This is a genomic window from Anoxybacillus sp. LAT27, from assembly GCF_022030075.1.
GTDB lineage: Bacteria > Bacillota > Bacilli > Bacillales > Anoxybacillaceae > Anoxybacillus > Anoxybacillus kestanbolensis.
In genome coordinates, this window is sequence record NZ_JAIWYK010000075.1 from 1 (window position 1) to 24,264 (window position 24,264).

At 38.3% G+C, this 24,264-nt stretch carries 23 protein-coding genes and 1 pseudogene; 17 read left to right on the forward strand and 7 right to left on the reverse strand.

What is annotated here, in order from left to right:
• Positions 1-78: 78 nt before the first annotated feature.
• Together LD028_RS07600 and plsY are read right to left on the reverse strand one after the other, a co-directional pair.
• Positions 79-1,443, reverse strand: a complete 1,365-nt coding sequence (locus LD028_RS07600) for an RsmF rRNA methyltransferase first C-terminal domain-containing protein (RefSeq protein ID WP_237811451.1) — start codon at positions 1,441-1,443, stop codon at positions 79-81.
• Complete coding sequence (plsY, locus tag LD028_RS07605; RefSeq protein ID WP_237811452.1) at positions 1,443-2,024, reverse strand: glycerol-3-phosphate 1-O-acyltransferase PlsY; 582 nt, start codon at positions 2,022-2,024, stop codon at positions 1,443-1,445. The genes LD028_RS07600 and plsY overlap by 1 nt, the downstream gene beginning before the upstream one ends.
• Positions 2,025-2,159: 135 nt before the next feature.
• Between plsY and LD028_RS07610 the strand changes: the two genes are divergently transcribed.
• From LD028_RS07610 to treR, 7 genes are all read left to right on the forward strand, one after another.
• Entirely contained in the window at positions 2,160-2,564 is a 405-nt protein-coding gene (locus LD028_RS07610) for a CoA-binding protein (protein WP_237811453.1), read from the forward strand.
• 122 nt (positions 2,565-2,686) lie between these two features.
• The gene (gene parE / locus LD028_RS07615; protein ID WP_237811454.1) at positions 2,687-4,660 is read left to right on the forward strand and encodes a DNA topoisomerase IV subunit B; all 1,974 of its coding nucleotides are present in this window, start codon (positions 2,687-2,689) and stop codon (positions 4,658-4,660) included.
• A 4-nt stretch (positions 4,661-4,664) separates the two neighbouring features.
• On the forward strand, positions 4,665-7,061 hold the full coding sequence (parC, locus tag LD028_RS07620; protein WP_237811455.1) for a DNA topoisomerase IV subunit A: 2,397 nt from the start codon (positions 4,665-4,667) through the stop codon (positions 7,059-7,061).
• Positions 7,062-7,129: 68 nt separating this feature from the next.
• Entirely contained in the window at positions 7,130-7,516 is a 387-nt protein-coding gene (locus LD028_RS07625) for a PilZ domain-containing protein (protein ID WP_237811456.1), read from the forward strand.
• Between the two features lie 162 nt (positions 7,517-7,678).
• Positions 7,679-9,082, forward strand: a complete 1,404-nt coding sequence (treP, locus tag LD028_RS07630; RefSeq protein WP_237811457.1) for a PTS system trehalose-specific EIIBC component — start codon at positions 7,679-7,681, stop codon at positions 9,080-9,082.
• A gap of 1 nt (position 9,083) precedes the next feature.
• Positions 9,084-10,748 carry an alpha,alpha-phosphotrehalase gene (gene treC, locus LD028_RS07635; protein ID WP_237811458.1) on the forward strand — a complete coding sequence of 555 codons (1,665 nt, stop codon included), beginning with the start codon at positions 9,084-9,086 and terminating at the stop codon, positions 10,746-10,748.
• 27 nt (positions 10,749-10,775) lie between these two features.
• Positions 10,776-11,498 (forward strand): trehalose operon repressor, encoded by a 723-nt coding sequence (treR, locus tag LD028_RS07640; RefSeq protein ID WP_237811459.1) that lies wholly within the window; start codon positions 10,776-10,778, stop codon positions 11,496-11,498.
• A 26-nt stretch (positions 11,499-11,524) separates the two neighbouring features.
• Here treR and rpmG read toward each other — a convergent pair whose 3' ends face one another.
• Both rpmG and speE read right to left on the reverse strand, forming a co-directional pair.
• Positions 11,525-11,674 carry a 50S ribosomal protein L33 gene (rpmG, locus tag LD028_RS07645; protein WP_237811460.1) on the reverse strand — a complete coding sequence of 50 codons (150 nt, stop codon included), beginning with the start codon at positions 11,672-11,674 and terminating at the stop codon, positions 11,525-11,527.
• Positions 11,675-11,772: 98 nt separating this feature from the next.
• A complete protein-coding gene (speE, locus tag LD028_RS07650; RefSeq protein ID WP_237811461.1) occupies positions 11,773-12,621 on the reverse strand; it encodes a polyamine aminopropyltransferase in 849 nt (282 codons plus the stop codon).
• A gap of 241 nt (positions 12,622-12,862) precedes the next feature.
• Between speE and LD028_RS07655 the strand changes: the two genes are divergently transcribed.
• The 8 genes from LD028_RS07655 to LD028_RS07690 all read left to right on the forward strand — a co-directional run bounded on the left by LD028_RS07655 (position 12,863) and on the right by LD028_RS07690 (position 20,569).
• Positions 12,863-13,681, forward strand: a complete 819-nt coding sequence (locus tag LD028_RS07655; protein WP_237811462.1) for a formate/nitrite transporter family protein — start codon at positions 12,863-12,865, stop codon at positions 13,679-13,681.
• Positions 13,682-13,775: 94 nt separating this feature from the next.
• On the forward strand, positions 13,776-14,675 hold the full coding sequence (purU, locus tag LD028_RS07660; protein WP_237811463.1) for a formyltetrahydrofolate deformylase: 900 nt from the start codon (positions 13,776-13,778) through the stop codon (positions 14,673-14,675).
• 157 nt (positions 14,676-14,832) lie between these two features.
• Complete coding sequence (locus LD028_RS07665) at positions 14,833-15,207, forward strand: replication termination protein (protein ID WP_003397201.1); 375 nt, start codon at positions 14,833-14,835, stop codon at positions 15,205-15,207.
• A 61-nt stretch (positions 15,208-15,268) separates the two neighbouring features.
• Positions 15,269-15,532 carry a metal-sensitive transcriptional regulator gene (locus tag LD028_RS07670; RefSeq protein ID WP_041638381.1) on the forward strand — a complete coding sequence of 88 codons (264 nt, stop codon included), beginning with the start codon at positions 15,269-15,271 and terminating at the stop codon, positions 15,530-15,532.
• 196 nt (positions 15,533-15,728) lie between these two features.
• A complete protein-coding gene (locus tag LD028_RS07675; protein ID WP_237811478.1) occupies positions 15,729-16,550 on the forward strand; it encodes an AAA family ATPase in 822 nt (273 codons plus the stop codon).
• 10 nt (positions 16,551-16,560) lie between these two features.
• Complete coding sequence (locus tag LD028_RS07680; protein ID WP_237811464.1) at positions 16,561-18,465, forward strand: vWA domain-containing protein; 1,905 nt, start codon at positions 16,561-16,563, stop codon at positions 18,463-18,465.
• A 303-nt stretch (positions 18,466-18,768) separates the two neighbouring features.
• Positions 18,769-20,202 carry an alanine/glycine:cation symporter family protein gene (locus LD028_RS07685; RefSeq protein WP_237811465.1) on the forward strand — a complete coding sequence of 478 codons (1,434 nt, stop codon included), beginning with the start codon at positions 18,769-18,771 and terminating at the stop codon, positions 20,200-20,202.
• Positions 20,203-20,374: 172 nt separating this feature from the next.
• Positions 20,375-20,569 (forward strand): hypothetical protein, encoded by a 195-nt coding sequence (locus LD028_RS07690; RefSeq protein WP_041638378.1) that lies wholly within the window; start codon positions 20,375-20,377, stop codon positions 20,567-20,569.
• Positions 20,570-20,744: 175 nt separating this feature from the next.
• Here the strand turns inward: LD028_RS07690 and LD028_RS07695 are convergent, their stop codons facing one another.
• Both LD028_RS07695 and LD028_RS07700 read right to left on the reverse strand, forming a co-directional pair.
• A complete protein-coding gene (locus tag LD028_RS07695) occupies positions 20,745-21,098 on the reverse strand; it encodes a ferritin-like domain-containing protein (protein ID WP_370642818.1) in 354 nt (117 codons plus the stop codon).
• Entirely contained in the window at positions 21,088-22,260 is a 1,173-nt protein-coding gene (locus tag LD028_RS07700) for a DNA polymerase IV (RefSeq protein WP_237811467.1), read from the reverse strand. Before LD028_RS07700 ends, LD028_RS07695 begins: the two co-directional genes overlap by 11 nt.
• A gap of 191 nt (positions 22,261-22,451) precedes the next feature.
• Between LD028_RS07700 and LD028_RS07705 the strand changes: the two are divergent.
• A pseudogene (locus tag LD028_RS07705) lies at positions 22,452-22,895 on the forward strand (toprim domain-containing protein); the annotation flags it as partial.
• Between the two features lie 14 nt (positions 22,896-22,909).
• Complete coding sequence (locus LD028_RS07710; RefSeq protein ID WP_237811468.1) at positions 22,910-23,335, forward strand: DUF1440 domain-containing protein; 426 nt, start codon at positions 22,910-22,912, stop codon at positions 23,333-23,335.
• A 50-nt stretch (positions 23,336-23,385) separates the two neighbouring features.
• On the opposite strand, the gene LD028_RS07715 is transcribed toward LD028_RS07710, so the two are convergent.
• Entirely contained in the window at positions 23,386-24,048 is a 663-nt protein-coding gene (locus LD028_RS07715; RefSeq protein WP_035066439.1) for a haloacid dehalogenase type II, read from the reverse strand.
• Between the last annotated feature and the right edge of the window lie 216 nt (positions 24,049-24,264).

Genomic DNA, 24,264 nt, shown 5'->3' on the forward strand with positions numbered 1-24,264 from the left:
CATCCGATTTCCCCCTCCTATACCCTTATACCTATATATTAAAACAGCTTGTCGACTTTGTCGACAAGCTGGGACATCCTATTTGATTCGCAATCCTTTAGGATAAAAGTTTTTTACAACTCCTTTTACTTCTTTGCCCCAACCAAGCGGATATCCATCAATAGTCACTAATATCCATCCACGATCTCCGTTCGTTTGTAATGTTTCTCCTTTCATATATCGGAGGCTTTCTTCAAATGTAAGAGACAGATATGCTTGTACTTGTTGTTTTGTTAATGCCATCGCTAAAGCGTGGTTTGGTTCAAAACGATTTTTTTTCCATTCTCCGATATGGAGACCAGGACGAACAACTTTTAAGCCATCTAAGCGAGGGCACGAATGTGGGAGGGCAAATAAGTGCGTGCCAAACGCATACATCGTTCCTTTTATTGTTGTTTGGATGGTATGATTCTTAAACGTTTCATAATCACGCCACATCACTTTAGGGACGTTACATGCAACCGTTTTTCCATTCCAATGTTTTGTGCTCCCTCGTTTGCGCATTTTCGCAACGAAATGTCCTTCACCTTTTAGATGATGCGGCCAGAGCCTTGCTGTATGTGCAATGTTTCCATGATGTGTGTTTGTCCAATGTGACACACCTGGTTGAATGCCATGTTTTTTTTCAATTGGTATTAATTCCATATCCTCGTAAGTTGCTAAAAACCAGTCAATGATTTGCTCGTTTTCTTCTGGAGAAAATGTGCATGTCGAGTAAACGAGTGTGCCTCCTTCACTTAACATCTTATAAGCACATGATAAAATGTGTCGTTGTGTTTGTGCACATTTTTGAACGTGTTCTAAACTCCAAAATTGGATCGCTTCTGCGTCTTTTCGAAACATGCCTTCCCCTGAACATGGAGCGTCAACTAAAATTTTATCAAAAAACCCTTCAAACGTTTCCGATAATTTTTCAGGCGTTTCATTTGTCACAACAGTATTTGTAATTCCGAGCCGTTCAATATTTTCAGATAAAGCTTTGACGCGTTTTGGATGAATTTCGTTTGCCAGTAGAAAACCTTCGTTATTCATCATCGCTGCTAATTGTGTCGTTTTCCCCCCCGGCGCTGCGCATAAGTCGAGCACTCGTTCTCTTGGGGATGGGGCAAGCACTTCAGCGACAAACATGGCGCTAGGTTCTTGAATGTAATACAATCCGGCAGCATGATACGGATGTTTTCCGGGTTGGGCGTTGTAATAATAAAATCCCGTAGGACAAAAAGGGATCGGTTCAAGTTCCCATGGGCTTATGTTTAAAAATGTTGATGGTGATACTTTCAATGAATTGATCCGTAAACCGTTGACTTTTTCTTCATTGTATGTCGCAAAAAAACGCTCCGCTTCATCTTGAAGCAAAGCATTCATTTTCGTTACAAATTGTTTTGGTAAATGACATGTAGCCACTATAACCACTTCACTTTCGGTTCTGTTTTGTTTAAAATACGTTTTATGTTCGCTCGGTGACGATAAAACACAAAAAGTGTTAATAATGTGACGACAATGCGCAAAGGAACATCATCGGTCCATATAAATGCATAAGCGGTCGCATACACGCCTGTTAACATGGATGAAAGTGAAACGTATTTTGATATATATAGAATGAGAAAAAAGACAGCTAACATCGTCATAAATAGAACGGGTGAATAAAATAACAACACTCCACCAGATGTAGCAGCCGCTTTTCCACCGCGAAATTGAGCAAACACCGGATATGTATGACCAAACACAGCAAACATTCCTGTAAGAAGCGGGTGAATATCTATAGAAAACAATATAGGTAAGCTTGCGGCTAACGTCCCTTTTAAAATATCAGCAATTGTCACAATTAATCCCGCTTTTACACCGAGCACGCGAAATGTATTTGTTCCACCTAAATTGCCGCTCCCGTGTTCACGTATGTCAATTCCATACCCTACTTTTCCAACGATCAACGCGAACGGAATTGAACCAAGTAAGTAACCGAAAATCACAAGCAAAACAGACATCATATGCCCCCTCTACTCCATTCATATTTCCTCTATGGAGGTTATGTTTTTATTGTAACATGCTTTTTTAAAAAATGAAGGCAGGATTATTTTTTTACATGAAGAAATACTAGTTTATTATGGGAGGTAGATGATATGAGTCCAAGTCGTGAACAAATTAAACAAATTTTAAACAAGGCGAAGCGAATTGCTGTGGTAGGATTGTCAGATCGTCCTGAGCGTACATCTTATATGGTTGCAAAAGCAATGAAAGAGGCAGGCTACGACATTATTCCAGTTAACCCTCTTATTAAAGAGTGGGAAGGCATTCCAGCCGTTGCTACGTTAACAGATATCGAAGGACATGTCGATATTGTTAATGTGTTCCGTCGCTCTGAACATTTGCGTGAAATCGCTGAACAGTTTGTTCAAATGGATGCAGACGTGTTTTGGGCGCAATTAGGTGTATATGATGAAGGCGTATATCATGATTTAACAGAAAAAGGGTATACGGTTGTGATGGATCGCTGCATCAAAGTAGAACATGCGCTCACACGGTAAAAACGACCATTCTTTTTGTAATGGTCGTTCTTTTTCTTCACGACGTTGGACGTTTTACTAATGTATGTTAAAATAGAGAAAGTCAAAAAAATAGAAACAAATGTTCTTGTTGTGAAAGGGGAATGATTGTGACAGATAAGCAGCTTCTTACATATAACGAAGACGCCATTCAAGTGTTAGAAGGGTTAGAGGCGGTTCGTAAACGTCCGGGGATGTATATTGGAAGTACAGATAGTCGTGGTTTGCACCATCTCGTATATGAAATTGTAGACAATGCAGTGGACGAGGCGCTTGCTGGATATGGAAAGCGTATTATTGTAACGATACATAATGACCAAAGCATTAGCGTGCAAGATGAAGGACGTGGGATGCCTACAGGCATGCATAAGTTAGGAAAGCCGACTCCAGAAGTTATTTTGACGGTATTACATGCTGGAGGAAAATTTGGTCAAGGTGGCTATAAAACGAGCGGTGGGTTACACGGTGTTGGCGCTTCTGTTGTGAATGCTTTGTCTGAGTGGTTAGAAGTGACCATTCATCGTGATGGGTTTATATATTATCAACGGTTTGAACATGGTGGAAAACCTGTGACTACACTTGAGAAAATTGGAGTAACAAAACAAACAGGGACAAAAATTCAATTCAAACCAGACCCAACGATTTTTAGCACAACGACGTTTCATTACGAAACGATTAGTGAACGGTTGAGAGAATCTGCATTTTTATTAAAGGGGTTAAAAATTGAATTATACGATGAACGAACAGGTTTGCGCGATACATTTTATTACGAAAACGGCATTGAGGCGTTTGTGCAATATTTAAATGAGGAAAAAGACGTGCTTCACCCTGTTGTATTTTTTAATGGTGAGCAAAGTGATATTGAAGTCGAGTTTGCTTTCCAATTTCATGACGGATACGCAGAAAACATGCTTTCGTTTGTAAACCATGTCCGGACGAAAGATGGAGGGACGCATGAAATTGGGGCTAAAACAGCGATGACTCGCGTGTTTAATGAATATGCACGAAAAGTAGGTTTATTAAAAGAAAGAGATAAAAACTTAGAAGGGACAGACATCCGTGAAGGATTATCTGCCATCATTTCTGTTCGCATTCCAGAAGCACTTTTGCAATTTGAAGGGCAGACGAAAAGCAAATTAGGAACACCTGAAGCTCGTTCCGCTGTTGAAGCGGTCGTTAGTGAAAAACTGACGTATTTTTTAAATGAAAACCCAGATATTGCAACGCTGTTAATTAAAAAAGCGATTCGCGCGTTTCAAGCGCGTGAGGCTGCACGAAAAGCTCGGGAAGAAGCAAGGTCGGGAAAAAAGCGCAAAGGAAAAGAGCACGTATTAAGCGGAAAGTTAACGCCTGCTCAAACGCGAAATCCAAAAAAAAATGAGTTGTATTTAGTTGAAGGGGATTCAGCTGGTGGATCTGCGAAACAAGGCCGTGATCGTCGCTTTCAAGCTGTATTACCTCTTCGTGGGAAAGTGATTAACACGGAAAAAGCGAAATTAACCGATATTTTTAAAAACGAAGAAATTAATACAATCATTCATGCCATTGGTGGCGGTGTCGGGGCTGATTTTTCACTCGATGATATTCATTATGACAAAGTGATCATTATGACTGACGCGGATACAGACGGCGCGCATATTCAAGTATTGTTGTTGACGTTCTTTTATCGCTATATGCGACCGCTTATTGAAGCGGGCAAAGTGTTTATTGCTCTTCCACCGCTGTATAAAGTGAGTAAAAAAGTTGGTAAAAAGGAAGTTGTGGAATATGCATGGACGGATGAACAATTGCAGTCGATTTTGAAAAAGGTCGGTAAAGGATATACGATTCAACGTTACAAAGGACTCGGTGAGATGAATGCCGATCAATTATGGGAGACGACAATGAACCCTGAAACACGGACGCTTATTCGTGTTCGTATTGATGATGCAGCACGTGCAGAACGTCGTGTAACAACATTAATGGGCGATAAAGTAGAACCGAGAAGGAAATGGATTGAATCAAATGTGCAATTCGGTTTAGAGGACGATATGAATATTTTAGAAAACGATCATGTAATGACAGCTGAGGGGGAATAAGGGAATGGAACGCGTATTAGATTTACCATTTGAAGATGTGCTTGGAGACCGATTCAGCCGATATAGTAAATATATTATTCAAGAGCGCGCCTTGCCGGATGTACGCGATGGATTAAAGCCGGTGCAACGCCGCATTTTATATGCAATGTACGTAGATGGAAACACATCGGATAAGCCATTTCGTAAATCGGCTAAAACGGTCGGAAATGTCATCGGTAATTTTCACCCGCACGGTGATTCTTCTGTATATGAAGCGATGGTACGCATGAGTCAGGAATGGAAAGTAAGAAATGTACTTATTGAAATGCATGGGAATAATGGGAGTATTGATGGAGATCCACCCGCAGCGATGCGTTATACAGAAGCAAGATTATCTGCCATCGCATCAGAATTGTTGCGCGACATTGAAAAAGAAACGGTAGAGTTTGTACCGAACTTCGATGATACGAGTAAAGAACCAGTTGTATTACCAGCGATGTTTCCGAATTTGCTCGTCAACGGTTCCACAGGCATTTCAGCAGGTTATGCAACAGAAATTCCACCACATCATTTAGGAGAAGTAATTGATGCCGTTATCATGCGTATTGATCATCCGACTTGTACGGTTGATGATTTAATGACGGTACTGAAAGGACCAGATTTTCCAACTGGCGGTATCATTCAAGGAAAAGAAGGCATTAAAACAGCATACGAAACAGGAAAAGGTAAAATCGTTATTCGTGGGAAAGCCACGATCGAGCAAGGGAAAGGTGGTAAACAAGCGATTGTTATCACAGAAATTCCTTATGAAGTGAATAAAGCGAACTTAGTTAAAAAAATTGATGAATTGCGTCTAGAAAAAAAATTGGATGGAATTGTTGATGTGCGTGATGAAACAGATCGTACAGGATTACGCATTGTTATCGAAGTGAGAAAAGACGGCAACGCGGAAGGTATTTTAAACTATTTATATAAAAATACAGATTTACAAATTACGTACAATTTCAATATGGTCGCTATTCATGAGCGTCGACCGAAATTATTAAATTTACTGCAAATGTTAGACGCATATATTGAGCATCAAAAAGAAGTAGTTGCCAATCGTTCGCGTTATGAATTACGAAAAGCAAAAGAGCGTGCTCATATTGTGGAAGGATTAATGAAAGCTGTATCCATTTTAGATGAAATCATCGCAACGATTCGCGCTTCTCAAGATAAAAAAGATGCTAAAACGAATTTAATGGATCGATATGGGTTTACAGAACCTCAGGCAGAAGCCATTGTCACATTGCAGTTATATCGTTTGACGAATACAGATATTTATGATTTACGTGAAGAAGCAAATGCGCTTCATGATAAAATTGAGCAGCTAACATCGATTTTAGAAAGTGAAAAAAAGCTATTATCTGTCATTAAATCGGAATTAAGAAAAATGAAAAAAACGTATGCCGATGAACGAAGAACGACCATTGAAGAAGAAATAAAAGAAATTAAAATTGAAATGAACGTTGTTGTTCCAGAGGAAGATGTCATTGTCACTATTACAAAAGACGGATATATTAAACGCACGAGCCTTCGATCCTATAGCGCCTCGAACGGACAGGACATCGGAATGAAAGAGGGCGATAGGTTGCTCGGAATGTTTGAGATGAATACAACACATACGTTATTGTTATTTACAAATAAAGGAAGCTATTTATATTGTCCTGTTTATGAACTTCCAGACATTCGTTGGAAAGATCTTGGTCAACACATTTCTCATATGATTCCGCTTGATCGAGACGAGCAATTGACTAGTGCCATCCCAATCGCAGATTTTGACAACGGGTATTTATTATTTATTACAAAACAAGGGTTGGTGAAAAAAACACATCTCGTTCATTATAAAGCGCAACGTTATTCTAAGCCGCTTGTTGCTATGCGATTAAAAGAAGATGATGAAGTTGTGAACGTATATCAAACAAACGGAATGGGACATATATTTCTTGTCACACAATACGGATACGGATTATTGTTTTCAGAAGAAGAAATTGGAGAAGTAGGCGTTCGAGCAGCGGGAGTAAAAGGCATTCATTTAAAAGATGGAGATTATGTTGTTTCTGGTCAACAGGCAACAGACGAAAACATAATTCTTGTAACAAAACGTGGAGCGGTGAAAAAAATCGCTCGGACAGAGGTCGAACCATCTACTCGTGCGAAACGAGGACAACTTCTCGTTAAAGAAGTGAAAACGAATCCACATCGATTAGTAAGTTGTCACTTCCTTTCACATGGTCGCGTTATCTTAAGGACAGAGAAAGGAATGACGGAAGACGTCCATGTCGATGAGTTACGACTAAGCGATCGATATGGTAATGTTACGTATGTAATTGATTGTGACGAAACAGGTAACGTGACAGATACATGGGTGAAATGGTCATAATTCCCTTGCATTTATTTATGATTTCAATTATATTGAAGAAGGCATAGTTTGTATGTGGGGGATTTATGATGAGGTTTAAACGTCAAGAACCTTTTCGATATCAATTTGGTCAACCGCTTCCTTGTACGTTTCGTATTACACGTATTGGGGAACGGGAAGTAGAAACGGATAAAGGAGCGGCCGAAATTCACGATATTAGTCCACGCGGTATTCGACTGGAGACAAACTTAAATTTACCCATTGACTCCGCCAAAGGTGAACTCGAAGTGGAGTTACAGTTTACGATTGTCGACCAACCAATATCCGTTCGAGGTATTGTGATTTGGAAAAAAGCATATGCAAATGAGTTTCAATACGGTCTTTCATTAGAGATTTCTAAGCAAGAAGAAATGCGATTAATTGGTGAAATTAAAAGACATGCGGCGATGTATGCACGAAAAAAAGAAAGTAAATAAATGTGAAAAAGATGTCCACATGGGCATCTTTTTTCTTTGAAAATTATTTGAAAGCGGTTGACTAACTTGTATATACAAGTTAAAATAGAGACAAACAAGTCGACTTGTATATACAAGTTTATAAGAAATGTTGTAATCGCTTTAACTAAGGAGGAATAAATGATGCGACAATCTGTGGAGCAAATTGTTCAAGCGGTCGGTGGGAAAGAGAATATTATCGCCGCTACACATTGTGTGACGCGCCTTCGCTTCGCACTAAAAGATGAAGGAAAAGTGAACAAAGAAGCGCTAGAAAACATTGATATTGTGAAAGGTTCTTTTTCGGTGAACGGTCAGTTTCAAGTTGTTATCGGACAAGGACTAGTTGATAAAGTGTATAACGAAATGGTTGAAATGACTGGGATTGGTCGAGCAACGAAGCAAGAGATCAAAGATGCTGCCGAAAAAAACTTAAATCCACTACAGCGTGCTATTAAAACGTTAGCTGACATTTTCATTCCGATTTTACCAGCCATCGTCACAGCCGGTTTATTGATGGGGATTAACAATATTTTAACAGGTCCAGGAATTTTTTATGAAGGAAAATCGATTGTTGATGTTCATGAACAATGGCGCGATTTTGCTGATATGATCAACTTAATTGCTAACACAGCGTTCGTCTTTCTACCAGGATTAATTGGTTGGTCAGCGGTAAAAAAATTCGGAGGAAGCGAGTTGCTCGGAATTGTACTTGGTCTTATGCTCGTTCATCCAGCATTACTAAATGCATGGGCATACGCTTCCGCTGTACAAGAAGGAACAGTACCTTATTGGAATTTATTTGGATTTGACGTTCAGAAAATCGGCTACCAAGGTCAAGTGTTACCTATTTTAATTTCATCATATGTGTTAGCGAAATTAGAAGTATTTTTAAAAAGACGTATTCCAGAAGCGTTTCAATTGTTGCTTGTTGCTCCAATTGCGTTGCTTTTGACGGGATTTATTTCTTTCATTGCAATCGGACCTGTAACATTCGGTATTGCAAACGCTTTAACAGATGGTCTTGTCGCACTATTTGATCGTTTTGCTGCATTAGGTGGACTCGTATACGGGGGATTGTACGCTGTTCTTGTTGTCACAGGAATGCATCATACGTTTTTAGCGGTAGATTTACAACTGATCGGTAGTACAGGTGGGACATTTTTATGGCCGATGCTTGCTTTATCAAACATTGCACAAGGTTCAGCAGCACTTGCGATGATGTTCGCAACAAAAGATGAAAAATTGAAAGGTTTATCGTTTACATCGGCTGTATCCGCTTATTTAGGCATTACAGAACCAGCGATGTTTGGTGTAAACTTGCGATTTCGTTATCCATTCATTTCGGCTTTAATTGGTTCGGCAACGGCAGGCATTTTTATTACGATCAATAAAGTAAAGGCGTCTTCTATCGGTGTCGGTGGATTACCTGGCTTTTTATCAATCTTCCCTGATAAATGGGTACCATTTTTCATCGGCATGGCCATTGTTCTTGTCGTTCCATTTACGTTGACATACATCTTGGCAAAGACGAAAGGCGGTAAGTAATATGCATCCATGGTGGAAAACAGCGGTCGTGTATCAAATTTATCCGAAAAGTTTTAAAGATACAAACGGTGACGGAATTGGCGACTTGCAAGGAGTCATAGAAAAACTCGATTATTTAAAAATGCTCGGGGTGGATGCCATTTGGCTCACCCCGATTTACGAGTCACCGCAGCGCGATAATGGATATGACATTAGTGACTACTATCATATTTATAAACCGTACGGAACGATGGAAGATTTTGAAAATCTTATTAAAGAAGCGCATAAGCGCAACATAAAAATTGTAATGGATATCGTTGTAAATCATACGTCAACAGATCATGAATGGTTCAAACAAGCTCGTTCATCGAAAGATAACCCATATCGTCATTTTTATATTTGGAGAGATGAGCCAAACAATTGGCAATCAAAATTTGGAGGATCTGCTTGGCAATATGATGAACAAACAGGGCAGTACTATTTACACTTGTTCGATGTTACACAAGCTGATTTGAATTGGGAAAACGAAGAGGTACGCAAACGCATATACGATATGATGCATTTTTGGCTACAAAAAGGGGTAGATGGCTTTCGTTTGGACGTCATTAATTTAATTTCAAAAGATCAGCGATTTTTAGATGATGACGGTTCTATTCCTCCGGGTGATGGAAGAAAGTATTATACAGACGGTCCACGTATTCATGAATTTTTACAAGAAATGAATCGAGAAGTATTTTCGAAGTACGATATGATGACAGTAGGAGAGATGTCATCAACGACAATTGATCACTGTATTTTATATACAAATCCTGAACGTCATGAGCTGAATATGACGTTTAACTTTCATCATTTAAAAGTCGACTATCCAAATGGAGAAAAGTGGGCAGTTGCGGATTTTGATTTTTTACAGTTAAAAAAGATTTTATCGGAATGGCAAATTCACATGCATAAGGGTGGGGGGTGGAACGCATTATTTTGGTGCAATCATGACCAGCCACGCATCGTTTCTCGTTACGGCAATGACGGACGCTATCATAAGCAATCAGCAAAAATGCTTGCGACAACGATTCATATGATGCAAGGAACACCTTATATTTATCAAGGTGAAGAAATTGGGATGACCGATCCGAAATTTGAACGAATTGATGACTACCGCGATGTAGAGTCATTGAACATGTATCGTATACTAAAAGAAAAAGGAAAAAGCGAACAAGAAGTGTTGCATATTTTACAGCGAAAATCACGTGATAATTCGCGAACACCGATGCAATGGAGCGATGAGCGACATGCGGGCTTCACAACGGGAACGCCTTGGATTTCTGTGGCGAATAACTATAAAGAAATTAATGTTCAACGAGCATTACAAGATCCGACATCTATTTTTTATCATTATCAAAAACTCATTCAGTTGCGTAAACAGTATGACATCATTACGACAGGGGACTACGAACTCATTTTAGAAGACCATCCTTCGATTTTTGCATATATTCGCAACGGAAACGATGAAAAACTTGTTGTGATTAATAATTTTTATGGACAAGAAACGTTGTTTGAATGGCCAAAACATATAGATATAAGTGAATATACTAGTCAAGTTTTATTATCAAACTACGATGATTCACCAAACGACTTTAAACGAATGACGTTACGTCCGTATGAATCCATTGTTTATTACTTGAAAAAATAATGGTAAAATATTTTTCGGTGATAAACAATGAGTGAAAATAAATATTTATCGATTTACAATGACTTGTTATCAAAAATTGAAAAGGGAATTTTTAAGCCAGGGATGAAAATTCCTTCCGAAAATCAACTCGTTGAACAATATGAAACATCGCGAGAAACGATTCGCAAAGCACTCAACTTACTTTCTGAGCATGGCTACATTCAAAAAATTAAAGGGAAAGGTTCAATTGTATTAGATGTTCGTAAATTCGATTTTCCGATTTCGGGGCTCATTAGTTTTAAGGAATTGGCGCAAAAACTCGGAAAACCTTCACGAACAATTGTTGAGCAACTTGAAATAGTCAAACCTGATGAAGTGTTAAAAAAACATCTTCATGTCACCGCACGAGAGGAAATTTGGAAAGTGGTGCGCGTACGAGAAATTGAAGGAGAGCGTATTATTTTAGACAAAGACTTTTTTAATAAAAAATTTGTTCCGTTTTTATCTAAAGATATATGTGAGCGGTCCATTTATGAATATTTGGAGAAGGAATTGCAATTAAAAATTAGCTTCGCGAAAAAGGAATTTTTCGTTGAAGAATGTACCGAAGAAGATTGTATGTATTTAAACTTAAAGCAATATACCCATGTTGTCGTTGTGCGAAATTACGTTTACTTAGATGATGCAAGCCTATTTCAATATACAGAGTCTCGGCACCGCCTTGATAAGTTCCGATTTGTTGATTTTGCACGACGTATTCATTTGCATTAAAAATAATCCGTGGCATATGCCGCGGATTATTTTGTTTCACGATGTAATGTGTGGCGTTTCAAACGTGGGCAATATTTTCTTAATTCCAGTCGTTCAGGATTGTTACGCTTATTTTTCGTTGTTATGTAGTTGCGATCTCCAGTTTCTGTACATTGTAAAATAACTTTCACACGCATATAGGCACTCTCCTTACAAAGAAAATAGGAATCATTACGTTTTGCATCATAATATAAAAACGCCTCTTTGTCAACAATCGTAGCCGGAATCATTCCGACTACGATTGAAGATGCTCTTTCATAAATTGTGGAAGACGGAAACATTGGCTTAAAACATCAGCATTTGCATATTTCGTCTGCTTTGTGAAGGTGTGGAGCCGTTCAAATAAAATCGGCTGTTTTGCGCCAAGAGTGAAGCTCCATAGCCCACCAGGATACGTTGGAACAGTAGCTGTATATACGTGAACATGCGGGAATAAATGACGAATATTTGCATATGTTTGTTTCAATACATCCATATGGAAAATCGGTGATTGGCTTTGACAAACCATCATTCCATCTTCTTTAAGCGCTTTATGCACATTTTTATAAAAATCGTACTCAAATAATACTTGGGCAGGACCAATAGGGTCAGACGAGTCAATGATAATGACATCGTACGTATTCACGTGATCTTTTACAAATTGAATCCCATCTTTATATACGTACTGAACACGTGGATCAGAGAGATTTCCCGATACCTCAGGTAAATGTTCTTTACATGCTTGAACGACGAGTTCATCGATTTCGACGAGATGGATTTCTTCTACCTCTTCATATTTCGCCACTTCACGAGCTGCACCGCAATCGCCCCCACCGATAATTAAAACTTTTTTTGGCGACGGATGAAGAGAAAGAGGAACATGTGTAATCATCTCATTGTAAATATGTCCATCAATAGAAGTTGTTTGTACAACGCCATCAAGCACAAGCATTCTTCCAAAGTCATATGAGTCTAAAATCATCACATGTTGAAATGGTGAGCGTTCTGAGTAAACGATCTCTTTAATACGATAACTAATCTTTAAATTTTCACGCTCATCTTCTGTTAACCATAGCTGTCCATTTTGCTCTTTTATGTAGTTCATAGCTTCCTCCTCTAACAATGTATTTTGCGCCTTCTTTATATTAATACATTTGTGCATGAGTTTGCAAAGGATGAGAACATCAGATAAAAAAATTGCAATAGTCACTTTATTCGCAAACGTTTACAAAAATAAAGTGTTGACAGTTCTTTTAACATTTACACAAATGCATTGAAAAACAGAAAAAAGAGGAGTAGGATAAGTGTGAAAAATATCACAAAATAGAAAGAGAAGTGAGAAAACAATGGAAGCTTTACAAACATGTAAAGAGCTTGCATTAAAGAAGCGCTCCATTTTGCAAACATCACCCCTTCAATACATGATTCGTGCTGCATTGGCAGGTGTACATATTGGTTTTGCTCTCGTTCTTTGCGTACGTATCGGACAATATTTTTATGAGGCTCATTCACCTGTAACGTATTTAGTGAGCGGTATTTTCTTCGGGATTGCCCTTGTGCTGATTATGTATGGCGGTGCAGAACTATTTACAGGGAATACGATGTACTTTACTGTAAGTACGCTTCAAAAAGAAACAACGGTTGGTGACACGCTTCGTAACTGGGTGGCGTGTTATAGCGGCAACTTGCTTGGTGCGATTTTCTTCGCCTTTTTGATTGCACAGTCAGGTATTTTTCATGACATTCCGATGGATCATTTACTTTTTGCAATTGCTTTGAAAAAAATGCACGCAACAACGATACAATTGTTTGTCAAAGGGATTTTATGTAACTGGCTTGTTTGTTTAGCTATTTTTATTCCAATGCAAATGAAGGAAGATATGGCAAAAATGTTTGCGATGATTTTAATCGTTTTCGTCTTTTTTGCTTCCGGATATGAACACTCTATTGCAAACTTTGTTATTTTTTCACTTGCTTTAGCTGTCGAGCATCCAGATACAATTCATGTAGCGGGGATTATCCATAACATCGTACCTGTAACGCTTGGGAATATCGTTGGTGGCTCATTATTTATGGGGGCGTTATACACATATCTTTCATCTAATAAACAATCTACGCCTGCGTGGAAAGGGGCATTTGGAGTAAGAAAAATATTGAATAAGTAAAAAAATAGTCGGGATATGTTCTCGACTATTTTTTTATTTGTTATAATAAAGGCTATTATTTTATTTCATTTTTCTGTCTATGGGGGGAGTTACGATGTATTTTCAACAAAAACATGTGCAAAAGTTTATGAACAAATATAAAGATCGAGCACGCTTGCTTATTTCATGCCCAGATCAACCAGGCATTGTGGCCGCTGTCACTACTTTTTTGTACGAAAAGGGAGCTAATATTGTGGAATCCAGTCAGTATTCGACAGATCCTGAAGGCGGTACGTTTTTTTTACGAATCGAGTTCGATGCTCCGAATATATCAGAAAGAAAAAAGACGATAGAGAAGGAATTTGCAACGATTGCACAACAGTTTGAGATGAATTGGCGATTAAGCTTGCATACGCATGTGAAAAAAGTAGCGATATTTGTTTCAAAAGAAGAGCATTGTTTATTAGAGTTACTATGGGAGTGGCAAGCGGGTGAATTACTTGCAGATTTGGCTCTAGTTATTAGCAATCACGAACAAATGAGAGAAACGGTAGAGTCTTTTGGAATTCCATACTATCATATACCGGTAACAAGAGAAACAAAAGAGGAAGCCGAAGAAAAACAAATCCAACTATTAAAGGAACACGATGTGGACGTCATTGTGCTTGCTCGTTATATGCAAATTTTATCACCACATTTTGTTGCAACGTTTCCAGCACAAATCATTAATATTCATCATTCGTTTTTACCGGCATTTGTTGGCGCACGACCATATGAGCAAGCTTATCGACGCGGAGTGAAACTGATCGGTGCTACTTCTCATTATGTAACAGATGATTTAGATGAAGGCCCAATTATTGAGCAAGATGTCGAGCGGGTGGATCATAAGCATCATGTAGAAGACTTAAAGCGAATCGGGCGCATGATCGAAAAAACGGTTCTTGTCCGCGCCTTAAAATGGCATTTAGAAGACCGTGTCATTATTCATGAAAATAAAACAATTGTTTTTAAATGAAGGAGGAAGATCCTTCTTCTTTTTTACAAAAAATTGATATCATAAAACTATGTTCTAAATAAAAACTGAATAAAAATAAAAATGTTCAATTATAATGGAAATGGAGAAGGAATTTTCTTTTAAGTAAAGAATGTGTCATATGAAAGGAGGAGAAAAAATGAGTGAAAAAAGAAAACCGAGCGGATTTTTATTAAAGCAACGCGCATTTTTAAAGTTATATTTAATTACTTTGACTGAACAGGAACGATTGTATGGATTGAAATTGTTAGATGTGCTTCGTGAAGAGTTTCAACCATTTGGATATCGTCCGAATCATTCAGAGGTATACAAAGCGCTACATGATTTGATTGAAGATGGCATTTTAGAACAAGTAAAAAAGAAAAAAGAAGGAATGAAATACCAAGAAGTTGTTTATTATCGTTTTACTGAGGAAGGATATAAGAAAGCCCAGTTGTATAAGCGACAATTAAAAACAGAACTTGATCGTTGTGAAGCGCTTATCCGTAAAGCGATCAAAGATAATTTTAGTTGACAAAAGAATTATATTTCATTTAATATACTGATAAGGGTATAAGAAAAGGGGTTTGATGAACATGACATATGATAATCAAGTGAAGAACCGTTTAAAGCGAATTGAAGGACAAGTTCGCGGCGTACTAAAAATGATGGATGAGCAGAAAGACTGCAAAGAAGTCGTTGCTCAGTTGTCAGCTATTCGTAGTGCTGTTGATCGTGCTATTGCAGTTGTTGTAAGTGCTAATTTGGAACATTGCATTCGTAAGGATATAGAAACAGGATCATTAGAAAGTGAAAAACTTATTCAAGAAGCGGTAGAGCTACTCGTCAAAAGCCGGTAATGCCGAGTGGCTCCCTTTTTCATTCATTTGTTAACATAATATAATTATGTTAAACTGTTCTTTTGTTTGCACAAATTCATTTGTTTTTTGTACAATACGTACGTATGAAAATATAGAGAGGAATGACATCATGATTTATACACAGTCATTTACACTACCAGAAACGATTGAAGCGATCGTTAAAGAAAGAAGAGAGATGTTTAAAAATAACATAGACGAACAGGCTGAATATACGGCATATACACCCGCTCATGAGTCCATTTTATATGACGCAATTATTGCTTTGGCTCTAGGAAAAAATGTGTTGTTAAAAGGGCCGACAGGATCAGGGAAAACAAAACTAGCCGAAACGTTATCGCTTTTCTTTGGACAGCCAATGCACAGCATTAATTGTTCAATTGATTTAGATGCTGAGGCGATGCTTGGTTTCAAGACGATTCAACAAACAAATGGGCAAGCAACAATTGAATTTATCCCCGGGCCTGTGATTGAAGCAATGACAAAAGGGCATCTGTTATATATTGATGAAATTAACATGGCTAAGCCGGAAACGTTACCGATTTTAAACGGGGTACTCGATTATCGAAAAATGATTACAAATCCATTTACTGCGGAAGTTGTTAAAGCGAAGCCGACATTTGGCGTCATTGCAGCGATTAACGAAGGATACATTGGAACAGTACCGTTAAATGAAGCATTGAAAAACCGTTTTGTTGTCATTGATGTGCCGTACGTCCAAGGTGAAGCATTAAAACGTATTTTACAACAACAAACGAAGCTAACAAATGAAGTGCTATTAGATCGTTTTGTTACACTATCCGCAGATTTAATTGTTCAAGTGAAGCAAGGATATGTATCAGAAGAAGCTGCTTCCATTCGGGCGTTGATCGATGCTTGTGATTTAGCGGTATACATTCCACCACGACGGGCAATCGAGCGAGCGATCGTCGAAAAATTGGAGGACGACCGGGAAAAAGCTGCGGTGCGCAATTTAGCCGAAACGTTGTTTGATGAATGAGGGTGGCTACATGAATCGTTTTATTATGTTTAATGATAAAAAAGTTGATTCTTTTTTGTTTATGGAGCTATCTGATTTAGTGAAAACATTAACAAAAGATGAGGAAATGGAGCTCGAGTTCGGTTATCAGTCGTATCTTGATCGGCAACATAAAAAAGTCGTTGTCAGTCACTTTTGGGATAATCGTCCAAAAGAACAGTACGTATATGGATTAAAAAGCGATGTGTTTTTGCGGACGATCGGAAATTTCCATTATACAAGTGACAAAGACATTCTTTTCTTCCTTCATCAAATAAAAGCATATTCTATTCCGAACTTTGCTAAACAGTTATTTGTGTTGCTTGAAGATATGCGGTTAGAAGATATATGCCGGCATGTACGTCCTGGTACAAAAAAAGCGTTCGTTATTCGGAAACATGTATATCGCCATTACTTCGAAACTCAATGGAATGTGAATATGATAAAAAGCGTTTATACAGATGCATTGTTTAATTATTTATATTTACTATTAACAGCGGAACAACCCGTAAACGATATTTTTCTTCCTGAACGTTTACGCTTAGCTCTTCCGTTTGTTGAGCGCGAAATAAGAAATGTATATGACGCAAAATCGACTGCTCACATTACACGTATTGTACTCACAACGATAGATGTGCTAGATGAACTGTTAGATACTGATATGCTAAACACATATTTTCATCTCCCAGAGTATATTTACGTTAATCAGCAAGAAGATAGTGGAGATATTCGCCGGAAAGATCCATTGAAAAACCATGACGTGCTTGATAAAAAATCGGAAAATGAAGATATTTTTCAAGAGACGATGCATACATGGCATCGTGAAACAAGCGATATGACGAATAGTTTTTTACAGTTTGATCTCGAACAAGGTTCACAGACTGACTTGCTCGGGGAAGGAGTTCGTCAAGGGGAAGCGGGAGACCAATCTCTTGGGATAGTGCATGGTTCATCACAAAAAACAACACATAATGATTATACGCATTTAGAACAACAAGAGCATCGCTACGAACTTTCTGGACGTTCCGAGTATGAATACGGAAAAGAAAATCGTTATGCTAAGCCGATATTTGTGGATGCTTTGCCACCGACAATTGAGCAAACTAAACAGTATGAACGTAACCGGGGAGTAATTGGGCCGTATCAAAAAAAATTGACACGATCCATTGAAAAAGTACTCGAGCATAAAAAAATACACCCTCGTACGGATTTACATGCAGGTCGTTTAAATAAAAAGCTATTACGCTTTTTTACAGAAGAACATCCGCGTTTATTCTATAAAAAACACGAAACATCCCCGTTATTAGATGCTGTTTTTGTTTTGCTTGTCGATTGTTCTGCATCGATGTATGACAAAATGGAAGAAACAAAAAAAGGAATTATTTTATTTCACGAATCTCTTAAAGCGCTTCGCGTTCCGCATAAAATTGTTGGTTTTTGGGAGGATACGAACGACGCTACATCGTCTTATCAACCTAATTATTTTCAAACTGTTATTGATTTTGATGATTCTCTAAGAAAAGATCATGGGGCCAGAATTATGCAATTGGAGCCACAAGAAGATAATCGTGATGGTTTGGCTATTCGATTAATGACAGAAGAATTACAAAAAAGAAACGAAAAACAAAAATTTTTACTCGTCTTTTCGGATGGGGAACCAGCTGCTTTCGGCTATGATCAAAATGGGATTGTAGATACACACGAAGCGGTTGTAGAAGCGAGAAAATTAGGAATTGAAGTAGTCAATGTGTTTTTAGCAAACGGAATAATTAGCGAAAGTCAACAAAAAACGATTGAAAATATATATGGACATTACAGTGTACTCGTTCCAAACGTAGAGCAATTACCAATATTTTTAGCCCCATTGCTAAAGAAATTACTGCTGCATAAATTGTAAAACACCCACCATTCTGGGTGTTTTTTATGTTAATCATCAAAAAATTTTTGTTAACAAAAAAATTTTTTTAAAAAAAGATTGTGTCGGGATGTTATATGCGAAAGTAAAAGAGTAGTAAACATAATCGTTTTAAAATAATATATTAAAATAATTGAATTTCAATTTTGTTCCTTTAACGCTGTAAATTGTATATGTTTTTCTAATTTTTACTATTGACGCATAATTTTAATTTTCAGATAATACTATTGCAAGATTAATAATCTTACTAATTATCTTAATTATTTATTTTTAAGGAGGAAGTGTATGGAGCTCATTAATCAAGTAGTCGGATTTTTAAACAACATTCTCTGGTCTTATGTCATTATCGGTTTATTGCTCGGTCTCGGTTTGTATTTCACGATCGGAACGAGATTTGCGCAGATTCGTTTAATCGGAGAGATGTTCCGAGTTTTAAAGGAAAAATCTCCTGAAGGAAAGGGAAAAAAAGAAATTTCTTCACTTCAAGCATTTTTCATTGGCGCCGCGACACGTATTGGAACAGGTAACGTTGCTGGGGTTGCAATGGCGCTTGCAATCGGTGGTCCAGGAGCGGTGTTTTGGATGTGGCTTGTTGCGATTTTAGGTGGAGCGAGCGCATTCGTTGAAAGCACATTAGCACAAATTTTCAAAGTGAAAAGTGACGTTGGTTTTAAAGGTGGCCCAGGATATTATATGGAAAAACAATTGGGCGCACGTTGGATGAGTACGATTTTTGCTTTTACAATTATCGCAAGCTTTGGATTAACATTTAACGCCGTGCAAAGTAATACAATCGCAACAGCGTTTAAAAACTCATTTAGTTTGAATCCTTATGTAACCGCTTTCCTTTTAGCGGCATTAACTGCAGTTATTATTTTCGGTGGAGTTACACGCATTGCTCGTTTCTCTGAAATTATCGTTCCGATCATGGCATTTTTCTATATCGGATTAGCATTGTATGTAATGGTGACAAATATTACTGAAATTCCAGCGATTATTGCTTTAATTTTCAAAAGTGCTTTCGGTTTAGAGCAAGTTGTTGGTGGTGGTATGGGAGCCGCGATTATGATGGGGGTAAAACGCGGATTGTTCTCCAATGAAGCAGGTATGGGTAGTGCACCGAACGCAGCCGCAACCGCAACTGTATCTCACCCAGCAAAACAAGGCTTTATTCAAGCGTTAGGGGTATTTTTTGACACATTGCTTGTATGTAGTGCAACAGCATTTATCATTTTATTATCAGATACGTATAAAACAGGGGATCTTGTTGGAATTGAATTGACACAAGCTGCACTTTCTGAGCACTTCGGTTCTTGGGCAGGAATTTTCTTATCAGCGGCGATTTTCATGTTTGCTTTCAGCTCAATCATCGGAAGCTATTACTATGGTGAAGCAAATATTGAATTTATTAGCAAAGGAAAAACAGCATTATTCGTTTACCGTGTACTAGCTATCGGAATGGTTATTTTCGGAGCGCTTGCTAGCTTACAAATCGTTTGGGATTTAGCAGACTTAGCGATGGCGCTTATGGCATTAACAAACTTAGTAGCAATCGGTTTACTTGGTCGTATTGCATTTAAAGCGCTTGATGACTATATGGCAAAACGGAAACGCGGAGAAAATCCAGTATTCTATGCTGATGATATCGAAGGGTTAAAAGGTGTTGAATGCTGGCCAACTCGTAAAGAAGAACAAATGAAAAAAGCTGCTGGAAAATGAGTGTAACGAAACAGACCTGAGGTAATCCTTAGGTCTGTTTTTTACACAATATATTGTAAAAGTTTACAATGTTGTAACAGTTTCAAGCTTTTTTGTAATACAGGTTTGCATTATAATAATAAACGAAATGATTATAATGAATATATAAATAAATTGAGAGAGGAGGATGTGTATGAAACAGTACATCTTCACTTTTAGTACACACCATCAACAACCAGTTGTATGGGAAGAAGCCATTATTGCAGATGGCATGATGGATGCGTGTGTAAAAGCGAAAAAATTGTGTCGCCAGTATGAACAAGAAAAACAAATTCCGATTCGTATTCAATACAAAGGTGTTCGCTATTATAGTGAAGATATCGCATAAGTGACGTAAGAAAGGACGGATTATACAGTGTTTGTTTCATCATAAGCCCGCAGCCGCTCATAAATACATTAGTAACTAGCTGCGGGCTTATAATTTTTTTCTGTCTCAAAAACAAAAGTTTACTTATTATATGAGATACAATTTGTTTAACTTCCTATAATTTATGTTATGTAAACTAAAAATAACCGTGAAAAAAGAGGCAGTTTTTGTTCTGCCCTCCCATGATTTTTTTCAAAAAATAGTATAAAAACCAGACAGCGTGGTTTTGTTCATCAGCCGCCGCCCGGCGAAATGTTTCTTTTATAAACGGGATTGTCATATAGTCCACAATTTCTAAATAAAAATCGACCGTTTGTTGCTCGTCTTGCAAAGCAATTTCTAGCCCATGCTTGAAATCATCCGGACATTTTTCGCTCATTTTCGGTTGAGGCCGTTTCCCAGTCAGACTAAAATAAATATACTCAAATTGTTGAAAATGTTTGAATTGGGCATAACAATGAATTGCGCTATACTCTCCGTTAATTCTCACATTCGGCGCCTCGTTGAATAACAGAAGTGCCGAATTTTTTTTGAAGTTGTTCGATTGTTTTCCATAACGCTTCGGTTTTCGCTTCTTCTTCATAATGGAACAAATCAAGCTGTTTGACCGCTTCTTTGCGATCAAACACGTCTAGTGCGGTAATGCCAAGCAGGCGGATAGGCTCGCCGTTCCAATGTTTTTTCAATAAATACGCCGCATAGCGAAAAATCTCTTCCGCTTCTTGAAACGGGTTGTCCCACGTTTTGCTGCGGGTGATCGTTTGGAAGTCGTGGTAGCGAATCGTCAACTGAACGGTTGTCGACACCACCCGCTTCTGTTTCATTCGTCGGCTGACAGACTCGGCTAATTCACGAAGGATATCCAAAAGAACCCGCTGCTCTGTGACATCGTACGGAAGAGTGATCGAATTGCCAATCGATTTCCGCTTTTCCCCTTCTTCTGGGTCGACAGGGCGATGATCGATCCCGTTTGCCCATTCTTTTAGACGAGCGCCATAAATTCCGAGCGTTTGCTGCAGAGCTATTTCCTCTGCTTTTGCTAAATCACCGATCGTTACAATCCCCATCGCACTCAGCTTTTTGGCGGTTTTTTCTCCTACTCCGTGCATGTTTTCCACTGCTAACGGCCACAGTATGTTTGGAACATCCCGTTTGCGTAAAACCGTGATGCCGAGAGGCTTTTTCATTTCACTTGCCATTTTCGCTAAAAATTTGTTCGGTGCAATACCGATACTGACAGGAATTTGAACCGTTTCAAGTAAATCACGTTGGATGTGTTCAGCCAATATAAGTGGATGTACAGATGGCGCCATTTCTGTAACATCTAAATAGCCTTCATCGATAGAAGCGCGTTCAAGCAGCGGGGAAACGCGATGTAATAGCGCGAACACTTGCTGGCTTATTGTGCGGTAAAGCGAAAAATTCGGTTTCCGCACGACAAGAGACGGGCACTTTTTCTTCGCTTCCCATAGCGTCATCGTCGTATAAATGCCAAGCTGCTTTGCGAGATAATTTGCTGCTAGCACAATCCCCCTTCGCTCTTTCGGATCACCTGCAACCACAACAGGCTTACCTTTTAACGACGGGTCATGCGCCTCTTCGCAGCTAGCAAAAAACGAATTACAGTCGATATGAAAAATAATGCGCCCCATTTCGATTCCCCTTCAAGAATGTTGTACTGTTTTTCGAACGTAACCCACAGCTTCTTCTTGTTGAAATTGTTGAAACCTCGTGTGTTTTTCCATTTTATCACACTTCTTAACTCGTTTGAAATATGAAAGGTGCAAACCTCCCCCCTTTCCGCTATACTGAACAAGTAGTCTTGTGGTTAGGAGGAAAACGGATGAAATCACTTGTTCTTGCCGAAAAGCCGAGTGTGGCACGAGAAATTGCCCGCGTACTTGGTTGTCGGGAACAACATAAACATTACTTGGAAGGACCGAACTATATTGTCACATGGGCGCTTGGGCATTTAATTGAATTGAAGATGCCGGAGCATTATAACCCAGCCTATAAAACATGGCGGCTAGAAGATTTGCCGATTATCCCAGAAAAAATGGGGCTTAATGTCATTCGACAAACGAGCCATCAGTTTCGGGCCATCGAAGCACTAGCAAAACGCCCAGACATTAAAAACTGCATCATCGCCACCGACGCCGGACGGGAAGGCGAACTCGTCGCACGGTGGATTTTGCAAAAAATTCGTTGGAAAAAACCGCTCCTTCGCCTTTGGATTTCGTCCCAAACCGACCAAGCGATTCGCGATGGGTTTCAACATTTAAAACCAAGGAGTGCTTGAATATGAGTCGTTTATTAAAAACAGGAGTACTTGGTGGCGTAGTTGGCGGAATCATATTTGGGATTATGATGCAAATGATGGGGATGATTCCGATGATTGCGATGATGGTGGGAAGTAAAAGTACCGTTGTTGGTTGGGGTATTCATATGATAATTAGTATCATTTTTGGTGCAGTATTTGGTTACCTTGTCACATTTACTAAACATATGTTTATCTTATCATTCATTTATGGAATTATAATTTGGATTGTAGGTCCTCTAGTGATTATGCCACTTATGCTTGGTATGGGAACAATGATAGCCCATGCTTTTGAACCACAACAATTAATGAGTTTGATGACGCACTTATTTTTCTCGTTTGTTCTCGCAGCAACAGTTAAGATAGCAGAAAGAAAAACGGCAGAGACGGATGTGAATGTAACGAATTAATCTTAAAGAAGGGATCGAAAAATAATTCGATCCCTCTCCCTATGTTCTTTTTATTTCTGTTGTACGATTAGCTCTTGCAGATTGTTCACCATATAATTAGGTGTGACACCAAGTAAATCCATAGTAGCTTTTTCACGGTTAATCCAAGCAGTTTGAAATCCGAATTGGCTAGCGCCTACAATATCCCATGTATTCGAAGATAAAAATAAAATCTCTTTTGGCTGCATGTTTAGCCGATTACATACGTGCTGATACGCTAGCGGAGAAGGTTTATACTGTTTAATTTCATCTACGCTGACGATATAGTGGAAATAGCTCGTTAACCCTGAATTATTTAGCAAAGGAAGTAGCATATCAACAGAGCCATTGGAAAAAACAACAAGTGTTTCGCTTTGTAACATTTCCAGTGCTTGTTTCACTTCTGTAAATAATGAAAGATAGTGATAAGCTTGTAACAAATCGGTAATGATTTCTTCTGTTATGTATACTTGTTCAACAGTACATACGTATTGGAGTGCGTTTTTTGTAATTTCGTGAAACGGGATATACGTGCCGATGATTTGGCGTAAAAAACAATACTCCAGTTGCTTTTGGCGCCATGATTGGCTGATTGATATGCCTTTATCCCCAAAATAGTATGTGCACTTTTCAGAAATAGAATACACATCAAATAATGTACCATACACATCAAATACATAAGCTCGGTATTTCATAGTTACACTCCTTTGTGGATCTAAGCTTTTTGTTTCTTCTATAGGTTGTTTTGTAAGTTATAAATATAGGGGGATATATACAGTCATGGTTATTTTATTTACTGCTTTATTAGGGATAATACTTAAAATTAGTGAACTCCTTGAACGCAAATACCATTTACACCGTTATTACTTGTCTATCCCTTTTATCGGAAGTGTTATTTTGTTAATTATCAC